The sequence below is a fragment of the Gracilimonas sp. BCB1 genome (assembly GCF_040117685.2).
In the GTDB taxonomy this organism is placed as follows: Bacteria; Bacteroidota; Rhodothermia; order Balneolales; family Balneolaceae; genus Gracilimonas.
In genome coordinates this window covers 60,853-72,600 of record NZ_JBEDYP020000010.1, presented here as the reverse complement: position 1 = coordinate 72,600, position 11,748 = coordinate 60,853, and the positions used below count along the sequence as shown (strand labels likewise).

The window sequence follows — 11,748 nt, the reverse complement described above, 5'->3', positions numbered from 1 at the left end:
AGAAACTGCACACGCAGAAACAATAACAACAAACATAGGAGCAACTATGAAAAAGGTTACAACCTTATTCAGTACAGCGCTTTTGATGGCCCTTTTAGGACTTTCATCAGTGTATGCACAGGTTATTTCCATCGAGGCTGCGAAAGACAGTACAGACGGAACAGTAGTAACTGTGCGAGGAATTGCTATCACACCTGCTTTGGAATCTGATTCCAGAACATCCTTTTATATTCAGGACAATGGTGTGGGACTAAATATTTTTGATTTCGGAACCCCCGCCAAAGATATTAGTGCCGGTGATAGCGTAGAAGTAACAGGAGAACTCGACACATTCAATGGATTAAGAGAAATTGTAGTGGACGATGTTTCTACAGATATTACAGTAATTAATTCAGGAAATGAGCTTCCTGCACCACGTGTTATCACTTACGAGGAATTTGTGGAAGCGGCATCACCTGAAACAGATACAGCCGGGATTCAGGGAACCTTAGTTAGAATTAACGACCTGCTTACCACTCCAGGTGATTGGCCTGCTGATGGATCCTCGGGATCAACCAATGTGGATGCATTCCTGAATGCTGATAGCAGTGAAGTACCTATTAGATTGCTGGCCCAAACAGAAGCAATAGGGGTAACTCCTCCGGCAAGATTTGATATTATTGGTGTAGTTGGAACTTTCAACGGTTCTCAGATTTCACCTCGATTTGCCAGTGACGTTATGGGATACTATGACATTACCTTCCAGGCTGATATGAATGACATCATTGATTCGGCTGCATTTATACCCGGAGACGATTTCGTTACCATTCCCGGATCCATGAATGGTTGGGATACCGCTGCAGATACTCTTATGGATGCAGATGAAGATGGTGTTTACACTAAAACTATATCCTTAGCAGAAGGCGATTACGCATTCAAATACCACATCTACTCGAATTCAGGTAGAATAGGTGGAGGATATGAATCTCGCGGAGACAACCGGACATTTACAGTAAGTATGGATTCTACTCTTGGAGCTGAAGAGCCTGAGTTTGACTATGATGACTTAAACAACGCTACGTTTGGTGAAGTTGAGTTATTCTTCCAGGTAGATATGTCTATTCAGGAACTGAATGGAAATTTCGATCCTGAAACGGAATCAGTTTCTGTAACAGGCGCTTTCGAAGCTGACTGGAGTGCAGGTACTTATAACCTCACCGAGTCTCAAACTGAAGGTATTTACGAAGGTTCTGTAACCTTCAGCACCGATAAACCAATCCCAAGCACCTATGCTTACAAGTTCACTATCGTGAATGATGATGAGTCTGTGACCTGGGAAAGTGGCGACAACAAAATGATCACCGTTACTGAAGATGGATTGTTCCAAGGCCGTTACCTGGCTCAGAATGCTCCTGATGGTAACATCCCTTACTTCGATGGAATTACACCTAACGATGTATTCTCAGAGGATACCGATGTTGTATTTGAAGTAGATCTGCGTGCTGCTTACTACCACCTGGCAGATAGTTCGGCACTTCCTGCTGATGTACAAGCCGGTGGCGGACAAGACTCAACCATTAACTTCCTTTCCGGAAACGGACCTCTGTTGGCCGGTGGATGGGAAGACTGGGGACCTGTTCTTGGCGGCGCTGAAGACCTGAAGTTTAATGACAGCGGAGAGGGTAATGACGAAGTTGCCGGAGACTCTCTGTGGACATTAACCAAGTCTTATGTTGCAGGAGATGCCCGTGTAGGTGCCTTTAAATTAGGTATCAACGGATATGATAACGAAGCCGGCTTTGGTGCTGACCATAATGTACGTATCAGTGGTTCTAAAGTAGAAGTTGTATTTGGTGGATTCGTTCGAGGAGATTCTGTTTACGATGATCTGTATGACGAGTACATCCTTGCTACAACCGAAGGACCTGTTGTAGTACGTAATGGTGGTAAAGGTGATAACGATGTAGTTGTTTCTAACGAAAACGAAGATATCACCACTACTCCGGAAGAGTTCTCCTTAAGCCAGAACTATCCGAACCCTTTCAACCCGACAACGAACATTAACTTCACGTTGCCATCTGCAACTCAGGTTACGTTGACGGTTTACAATATTCTTGGACAGCAAGTTGCTCAATTAGTAAATGGCCGCATGACAGCCGGACAGCATACCGTTCAGTTCGATGCGTCTAAACTTGCTTCTGGAATGTATCTCTACCGAATTGAGGCAGGTACATTTACCCAGAACAAGAAAATGATGTTAATCAAGTAGATTGATTACTCAATAATAAGTCTTTTATTCGCAGGTACTTTGACCGGTGCCTGCGTTTTCTAATAAACTCACTCGATTTGCCAGCAACTATATACGATATCGCAAAAAAAGCAGGTGTTAGTATTGCCACGGTTTCCCGTGTATTCAATAACAGCGCCAATGTATCTGACAAAGCCAGGAACAAAGTTCTGGCTGTGGCAGATGAAATGGGGTATCATCCTCAGGCATTTGCACAAGGTCTTGCCAGTCGCAAAAGTAATACAGTGATGATTGTAGTGCCGGTTATTTCGAACTATTTCTTCATGGAAGTATTGGGAGGGATTCAGGATAAGCTCAGTGAAGAAAATTATGAGCTCAGCATCTTTAATATCTCCCCAAACAAAGATGTCCAGGAACAGGTAGAGCATGTTCTTAAACGAAGATGGGCGGAAGGCTACCTCTTTATTTCCATTCACCTGGATGATAAAGACTGGAGCAAGCTCCAAAAATATAATGTACCCATTACCCTTGTGGATGAACACTACGAAGGATTCGATTCAGTGAGTGTTGATAACGCCCAAGGGGCTTACCGTGCTGCAAAAAGCTTGTTTAAAAATGGCTACCAACGAGTGGCCATGCTTTCCGCTTTGGAGACATCTAAGCCCATCCGGGATCGGATTGTGGGTTATAAAAAAGCTCTCGGTGAATTCGAGATTCCTTTCGATCAAAACCTGGTAGTTACCGGCGATACCATGTATCGGGACGGTTTTACCGAACGGGCCGGATATGAGGCCATGATCAAAATATTGACTATGGATCCAATGCCGGAAGCCTGTTTTTGTGCCTCAGATATTCAGGCCGTGGGAGCACTCAAAGCTATGCAAGACACAGGCAAGCAAATCCCGATAATCGGCTATGATGACATTGAATTAGCTGAATACATGGGGCTGTCCACCATTCGTCAGCCCATGAGAGATATGGGCTTTTTTGCCACCCAAAACCTCATCGAACGAATGAATAAACCGGACAAGGCGGTCTCACAAACCATTTATACCCCCGAATTGATAACCCGAACTTCTACCGAAGTAAACGGGAAGAAAGTTGACGCTTAACCTAAGCTCCATGAAGTACCTGAAGTCAATATTACTGCTGATCATTTTTGTTTGCACTCAAAGTATATCAGTAGCACAGAATACCATTGACGTCACCTTTCGTTACTATTCCAACGATGACGCCGTGAGAGCATTTGTACCCGGTGAGTTCAATAACTGGGGAAACAATAACAGTGGCCGGATAAGTACGACCGATGGTTCTTTGATGGAAGAGGATCAAACTCATGGGTTTTGGTTTAAAACTATCAGCCTAACGGTTGGCGGTGGTGGAGCAACCTACAATGGCAGATCAGGATATGCTTATAAATTTCACGAACAGTACAATTCCAGCGGCTCCGAATGGCAGTGGTTTACCGATCCGCTTAACGATATTGCTATCGGCAATAATAACGACTCATTCATCGAAGTAACAACTCCGCTCATTTTTCAGCTTCAGCCCTCCAATAACCAAATTGTGGGGGAGGAAGATGAAATCTGGGCGACTGTTGCTTCCACCGATAGCGACCCAATAGATATAAACGCTTCTGAGTTTGTTGTGAACGGAACCACAGCCGGCACTTTCGCAGGAAATTATGATACCGAACGTCAGTTATTTTCAATTACGGATCTCTCCACAGTATCTTTAACGGTTGGTGAGAACACGGTTAAATTGGTAGCAGTAACGGAATCGGGTGCAACCCGAACCGACTCTGTAACTTTTGCATACCTACCGGATGTAAGTCCTGAAAAAGCCGGCCGACCTCAGGGACTTCAGGATGGCATCACCTACAGTCAGGATGGTACTTCAGTTACGCTTTCCGTGTTTGCACCGGGCAAAGATTATGTATTTGCACTGGGAGATTTCAACGAATGGAAAGTGGATGAGAATTACCTCATGAAAAAAGATTCGCTGAATCCTGACAGTGTTTGGCATTGGATTGAAATTACCGGACTCACACCCGGAGAGCAGTACGGCATGCAATACCTGGTTGACGGCGAACTGCGGATTTCCGATCCTTATTCTGAATTGGTGCTCGATCCATTTAACGATCCATATATACCGGAGTCTACCTTTCCGAATTTGTTGACTTATCCTTCAGAAAAAACCCAGGGATGGGTAACGGTATTACAGCCGGGCAAGGATGAATATCAATGGGAGGCAACGGATTATGAGCGACCGGAAAAAACGGAACTGGTCATTTATGAATTACTGATCCGTGATTTCCTGAATTCCAAGAACTTCCAAACGTTAACCGATACGCTAGATTATCTCGAAAATTTGGGCGTGAATGCCATTGAGCTGATGCCGGTGAGCGAGTTTGACGGGAATCTGAGCTGGGGATATAATCCCAACCATCACCTGGCCCTCGATAAATTTTACGGTACTCCCGAAGCTTTTAAAAAGTTTGTGGATGAGGCCCATAAAAGGGGAATGGCAGTCATTCTGGACGTGGTGATGAACCATGCTACCGGAGCGAATCCGCTGTATCAGCTTTATGGAAACGACGATGAGTATTATTTCAACTCACAACCGCGGCATGCTTTCAATGTATTTAATGATTTTGATCACTCGTATTCCGCAACGCAGTATTACACAAAACGGATGATCGAGCACTGGATTAATGAGTATAAAATTGATGGTTTTCGGTGGGATTTAACCAAGGGTTTTACCCAGAATTGCACCGAAAGCAATGGTTCATGCACCAGTGCGTATCAGCAAGATCGCGTTGATCTGTTGAAAAAATATTCGGACTACCAATGGGCCGCAGACCCTGACTTCATCGTTATTTTTGAGCACCTTGGCACGGAAAACGAAGAAAAAGAATGGGCCAATTACCGGGTTCATGAAGGCAAAGGAGTGATGCTTTGGGGGAATATGAATCATGCCTACAGTGAAGCTTCTATGGGATATAATGAAAATGGAAAATCCAATCTCGTTGGTGTTGTAGCCGAATCAAGAACCAGTTTTCAGGAACGGCATGTAGTTGGATATATGGAAAGCCATGATGAGCAGTGGCTGATGTTGAAAAAGAAGAAATATGGTTCTTGCACAAATTATCTACCTGATAACTCTGAAAATGGCTTTGAAGATGAGTGCTCAGAGAACCCGGGCTCTTATCAAATAAGAGAATTAGGTACAGCACTTGCCCGCCAAAAAATGGTTGGTGCTTTTTTCTTTCCACTCCCAGGACCAAAAATGATATGGCAATTCGGGGAGCTCGGTTATGGCTGGGGAGAGGACGAGTGCCTGAAGCCGGGTGGAAGCTCGAACGGGGACTGTAAAGCCAGTGATCCCGGTCGAGTGAGTGAGAAGCCCATTCGGTGGAATTATTATGATGATAACGAGCGGTTGAAAGTGTATAAGACATGGAGCTCGTTGATCAACCTCAGAAAAAGCAGTCCGGTTTTTACCAATCCTGAGTCAGCCTCTTATACCCTCAGTGAGGCTGTAAAATCATATGTGTTAGAGCACGAAGATTCTGATGCACTGGTAGTAGGAAACTTTAGCGTTACTGAAGCTGATGCTGAAGTTACATTCCCGGCATCGGGTGAGTGGCACAATTTTTTTGAAGGGACCTCCATCACAGTGGGAGACCCAAACATGACGTTTACGCTTGCTCCAGGAGAATTCAGGATTTATACCACCCGCCAGTTTGAAACGCCCGAAGACGGAATATTGACTTCAGCAGAAACGAAACCGGACCCAAACATTCCGGATTCCTTCCAACTGAGACAAAATTACCCTAATCCATTCAACCCAAATACCATTATTTCATTTGATGTAGCCAGTGCAGGACAGGTCAGGCTGCAGGTGTTTGATGTACTGGGAAGAAAAGTAAAGGATCTGGTTAACGAACGGAAAGCAGCCGGATCGTACTCCGTCAGTTTCAATGCAGGGAATTTAAGCAGCGGTACTTATATCTACCGTTTACAGGCGAATCAGCAGGTTTTTAGCAGAAAGATGATGCTCATTAAGTAGGAAATTGGGAATGTTAAGTTTTGAATTATTTCATAAATCAAAACTTAACATTCAAAATTTAAAATTAAACACGTGTTGAAAAAGACTATTAGATCCACAATTACTGTACTAGTGCTGGTTCTTACTGGGTGTTCTTCTTATATAGATGCTCCCAAAGAATCACAGATAATTGGACTGGCTTCGCCTGTCAGTCTCGAATTTGATAAAACCACCATCATAACAGCCGATTACTTTATTTCTCCCTCACTCATCGATTCTGTTGTTGTGCCGGCTTCACTGTCCGCAGCTTTGTCTCAGGACAGAGAAGAGGTGGTTTTATCAGGTTCGTTAGACAATCCCCTTGGCGTTATGACTTTTTGGTTGGATGGCTATGGATATGATATCCTCCTAAAAAGGTCGAATAAGCAGGAAGTTACCATCTCCTTCGACCCGAAAGGGGAACAGTATGAAACGGTTCAGCTAAAGGGTGAAATGAATAACTGGAATCCGGCAGCAGCTCCTTTTACAAAAGAAGGGGATGTTTGGCATACCACCATGCTGGTGAATGAAGGAGTTTACCAATATATCCTGATGCTGGATGGGAAAGAGACACCCGATCCTGCTAATCCCAATACGGTAAGCAACGGGATGGGAGGGACCAATTCTGTTTTAACCGTAGGTGATGTGGATGCCGAAAAACCGATGGTGGAAACCTACGATCATTCTGAGCCCGTTTTGTATTTGAAGACTTCGGCTACCGAAAACACCATCGTATTTTGGGAAAATTATCAGTTGGAAACTCGTTTTAAAGATAACATCCTCAGTTTTGAGATTCCCGCTAACGCCCAAAGCATAGAGCGTTCACATATCCGGGCCTGGACCTATGAAAACGGTCAACTATCCAACGATGTACTGATCCCTTTGAACTATGGAAGGGTCATTCGGGATTCCGGTGATCTAACCCGGCACGATAATCACAACTGGAATATGTACTTCGTGTTGATTGATCGTTTCAAAGACGGAAATCCGGCCAATACCCGTAAAGTGGATGATCCTCAAATTCATCCCAAAGCCAATTATTATGGTGGCGATTTTGCAGGAATCATTCAAACCATTCAAAGCGGATATTTTGAAGATATTGGGATTAATACACTTTGGCTATCACCAATAACCCAGAATCCTGAGGACGCTTATGGACTGTGGGATAAAGGAGGAGTGACTACCACATTTTCGGGATATCACGGATACTGGCCGGTGTCATCCTCCAAACTGGATGACCGGTTTGGAACCGAAGAGGAGTTCCGGGAACTGCTGGAAGTAGCTCATGAAAACGGCATGAATGTGATCCTGGATTATGTAGCCAATCACGTGCATGAACTTCACCCTGTATATCAGCGAAATCCGGATTGGGCCACCGAACTTTATCTGCCTGACGGGCGGTTGAATACCGAACTTTGGGACGAGCAGAGACTCACCACCTGGTTCGACACTTTTATGCCTACGCTCGACTTTTCCCGGGAGGAAGTTATAGAAACAATGACCGATTCGGCTCTTTATTGGGTGAAAGAATATGAACTGGACGGTTTCCGCCATGATGCCACCAAACACATTCAGCTGGAATTCTGGCGAACGCTGACCCGCAAAATTAAAGACTCGGTAACCATCCCCACAGGCAAGCAGGTTTTCCAGATTGGGGAAACCTATGGCAGCCGCGAGCTCATCGCCAGTTACATCAATTCCGGAATGCTGGACGCTCAGTTCGATTTCAGCCTGTACGATGCCGGCTTAAACACCTTCGGGCAGAGTAATTCGTTCAACGGCTTGCAAACCCAGCTACAGGAAAGTTTTAACTATTACGGTTACCACAACCTGATGGGATATATCTCAGGAAATCACGACAAAACCCGGTTTATCACCTTAACCAGTGGGGAAGTAAGCTGGAGCGAAGACGGAAAACTGGCCGGCTGGACCCGCGAAATTGAAGATCCTCAGGCTTTTGCTTACGACCGGTTGAGTATGTTTCACGCATTCAACCAAACCATTCCGGGAATTCCGGTAACCTATCAGGGTGATGAATACGGCCAGCCCGGAGCCAACGACCCGGATAACCGCCGCTGGATGGAATTTGAGGATGAAGAGCTTAGCTCACCGGAACTCAAAAATCGCAGCGTATACAGCAAATTGACCGAGCTTCGCAATACCGAAATGACGCTTACCTATGGCGATTTCCGGTTCCATACCGTCACCGATCATACATTAGCTTATTCCAGAGCCTATTTCGAGGAACAGGTAATTGCCGTGTTCAATAAATCGGATCGGCAACAGGAAGTAGAAGTACTTCTCCGGGACGAATTTGACTACTCAAATCTGGAAGCCCAATTCGGCAATGAGTTTAGTGTGGAAGACGGAGTTCTCAAAGTTAACCTGCCGTCAAACAGTTTTGAAATATTAACTCTTTAAGAAAAATGTTCATGAAGAAATTCTTAACCAACCTACTACCGGTATTCATTGCACTAAGTGTGATTGCAGGAGGATGTAATAAGCCTGCACAAAAATCGGAAAACACCCCGGTAAGTTCTGTCGAGCAGCTGGAATGGAGTAAAAATTCCAGTATTTACGAAATTAATGTCCGCCAGTATTCGGAAGAAGGGACCATCGAAGCGGTCAGAAAAGACTTACCAAGAATCAGAGAGATGGGCGTCCGTATCTTATGGCTGATGCCTATTCATCCCATCGGGGAGAAGAATAGAAAGGGGCCACTCGGCAGCTACTATTCAGTTCAGGATTATAAAGACGTGAACCCGAACTTTGGTACCAAAGCTGACTTTGCCCGCTTTGTGGATGAAGCGCATCAGTTGGGTTTTAAGGTGATTATAGATTGGGTAGCTAATCATACCGCATGGGATAATCCCTGGACCGAAAACCCGGATTGGTACGAACTGAATGAGGAAGGAAATTTTATGCCTCCACGAGGTACTGACTGGAGTGATGTAATTCAGCTCGACTATGAAAACGAAGAAATGCGGGCTGCCATGATTGACGCCCTCGAATACTGGGTGCGTGAATTTGATATAGACGGTTACCGGTGTGATGTGGCCGGCATGGTTCCCACTGATTTCTGGAAAGAAGCGATTGACTCACTGAATACGATAAAACCGGTATTTATGCTTGCCGAAGATGGGGAGCCGGAATTGGTGAAAGAAGCATTTCATATGAATTATGCATGGCAGTATGCACATACCATACGTGAAATTGCGAAAGGCCACCAAACCTTTCAGCATCTGGATAGCCTGATGCAGGTAACGGAAGCCAACTATCCATCCTCTGTCTACCGGATGTATTTTACCTCCAATCACGATGAAAATTCATGGAATGGCACAGACCCGGGTATGTATGGGGATAATTTCGAGAACTTCGCTGTTCTTTCGGCTACCATCGATGGGATGCCCTTGATTTATAACGGACAGGAATCCGGATTGGACAAGCAGCTTGAGTTCTTTGAGAAAGACCCGATCGAATGGAAGGAGTATGAGTACCAGGATTTCTACACCACACTGGTGGGCCTGAAACGAGATACTCCCGCTTTGTGGAACGGAGATTTTGGAGGAGATCTGGAGTTTATTCAGATTCCTGAGGGGTCAGAAGGAGTGTTAGCCTACAAACGCCAGAAAGATGATAGTGAAGTTGTTGTGGTAATGAATTTCAGCGGAGATCGCCAAAGCGTGCCTCTGCAGGACGTTGGTGTTGACGAATCGTACACCACCTATAACTCCACAAGTTTAATGGTTACCTCGGAAGAGATCAGTTTCGGTCCCAATCAATGGGTTATTTTTGTTAAATAATTAATCATACAGGAAGCATGGAAAAACCAACCACACGACCTCGCCTCAGCTTTTGGGAAATATGGAATATGAGCTTTGGCTTTTTGGGGATTCAATTTGGCTTTGCCCTTCAGAATGCAAACGTAAGCCGTATTTTTGAAACACTGGGGGCCAGTGTGGACGATATCCCAATTTTGTGGATAGCAGCTCCGCTTACCGGGTTGGTGGTTCAGCCGATTATTGGCTATTTCAGTGACCGAACATGGACCCGCCTTGGCCGGCGGAGACCCTATTTTTTATTCGGTGCCATTGCTGCATCCATTGCTTTGGTGATTATGCCCAACTCGCCCGTACTCTGGGTTGCCGCCGGTATGCTTTGGATCATGGATGCTTCCATTAATGTATCTATGGAACCGTTCAGGGCGTTTGTGGGAGATATGCTCCCGTCAGAGCAGCGGACAAAAGGTTTTGCCATGCAGAGTTTCTTTATAGGAACCGGAGCCGTGGTGGCTTCTGCACTTCCGTGGATATTGACTAACTGGTTCGGTGTGGCAAACACAGCCCCGGAGGGGATTATTCCACCATCTGTAAAATGGTCGTTTTACCTTGGAGCGGTAGCTTTTATAAGTGCTGTAGCCTGGACTGTATTTCGAACCAAAGAATATACTCCGGAAGAACTCGAGCGATTTGAGGAAGCTGAGAAAGAAGAAATTGTAGATGAGTCGGTACTTCGTGAAGTGCCTATTGAAGCCGGGAAGGGGCAAAATAAAATTAATCTGGGGATCATTTTTGCCGTTTTTGGGGCAATCACTACGTATCTCACTTTTGCATACGAACTTGAGAAAGAAGTGTATGTGGCCACCGGTGGTTTGATTGCTGCGGGTCTGGTTTCATTGGTAGCCGGACTGCTTCAGAAAGGCGGTAAAACCCAACACGGACTGGTCGTTGTAATGCATGATTTCATCCACATGCCCAAAACCATGAAGCAGCTGGCTGTGGTTCAGTTCTTCTCGTGGTTCGCTTTATTTGCCATGTGGATTTATACCACATCCGGAGTTACGGCTCACATCTATGGGACAAGTGATACAACCTCCATGCTTTACAATGAAGGCGCCGACTGGGTGGGTGTAATGTTCGGGGTCTATAATGGTGTTGCTGCTATTGTAGCTTTCGCATTAGCTCCTTTGGCTAAACTATTGAGTCGTAAATGGGTACATGCTTTATCTCTCGTACTTGGTGGAATCGGATTGATACTGATTTACTTTATCTCTGACCCTATGATGCTCATCATTTCCATGATCGGAGTGGGGGTAGCATGGGCTTCGATATTAGCGATGCCTTATGCGATTCTGGCGGGTTCACTTCCCGCCCAAAAAATGGGCCTGTATATGGGAATCTTTAACTTCTTTATTGTACTACCTCAGCTTTTGGCCGCCACCATATTGGGCTTTGTCACTCGTACGTACTTCGGAGGTGAGGCCGTTTATGCTTTGGTTCTTGGTGGGATTGTTATGATCATAGCTGCTGCCACGATGTATTTTGTTGATGATGTGGACGAAAAAGCAGGTGCCAATTAGTTCATAGCTGTATTGAAAAGCCGTTCTTGAAAAAATTGGTGGACTCTGTTGCAACTTTATAGTAGATTGGTTG

The 11,748-nt window shown here is 45.1% G+C and carries 6 protein-coding genes; all 6 read left to right on the top strand.

Annotated elements, in window-relative coordinates:
* Positions 1 to 46: 46 nt before the first annotated feature.
* Positions 47 to 2,248: a T9SS type A sorting domain-containing protein gene (locus ABFW99_RS05350; protein WP_349355133.1), complete on the top strand. Its 2,202-nt coding sequence runs from the start codon at positions 47 to 49 to the stop codon at positions 2,246 to 2,248.
* 77 nt (positions 2,249 to 2,325) lie between these two features.
* Entirely contained in the window at positions 2,326 to 3,339 is a 1,014-nt protein-coding gene (locus ABFW99_RS05345; RefSeq protein WP_349355132.1) for a LacI family DNA-binding transcriptional regulator, read from the top strand.
* A gap of 10 nt (positions 3,340 to 3,349) precedes the next feature.
* On the top strand, positions 3,350 to 6,298 hold the full coding sequence (locus ABFW99_RS05340) for an alpha-amylase family glycosyl hydrolase (RefSeq protein ID WP_349355131.1): 2,949 nt from the start codon (positions 3,350 to 3,352) through the stop codon (positions 6,296 to 6,298).
* A gap of 111 nt (positions 6,299 to 6,409) precedes the next feature.
* A complete protein-coding gene (locus ABFW99_RS05335) occupies positions 6,410 to 8,737 on the top strand; it encodes an alpha-amylase family glycosyl hydrolase (protein ID WP_349355130.1) in 2,328 nt (775 codons plus the stop codon).
* 11 nt (positions 8,738 to 8,748) lie between these two features.
* On the top strand, positions 8,749 to 10,119 hold the full coding sequence (locus ABFW99_RS05330; RefSeq protein ID WP_349355129.1) for an alpha-amylase family glycosyl hydrolase: 1,371 nt from the start codon (positions 8,749 to 8,751) through the stop codon (positions 10,117 to 10,119).
* Between the two features lie 17 nt (positions 10,120 to 10,136).
* On the top strand, positions 10,137 to 11,675 hold the full coding sequence (locus ABFW99_RS05325; protein WP_349355128.1) for an MFS transporter: 1,539 nt from the start codon (positions 10,137 to 10,139) through the stop codon (positions 11,673 to 11,675).
* Positions 11,676 to 11,748 lie beyond the last annotated feature (73 nt).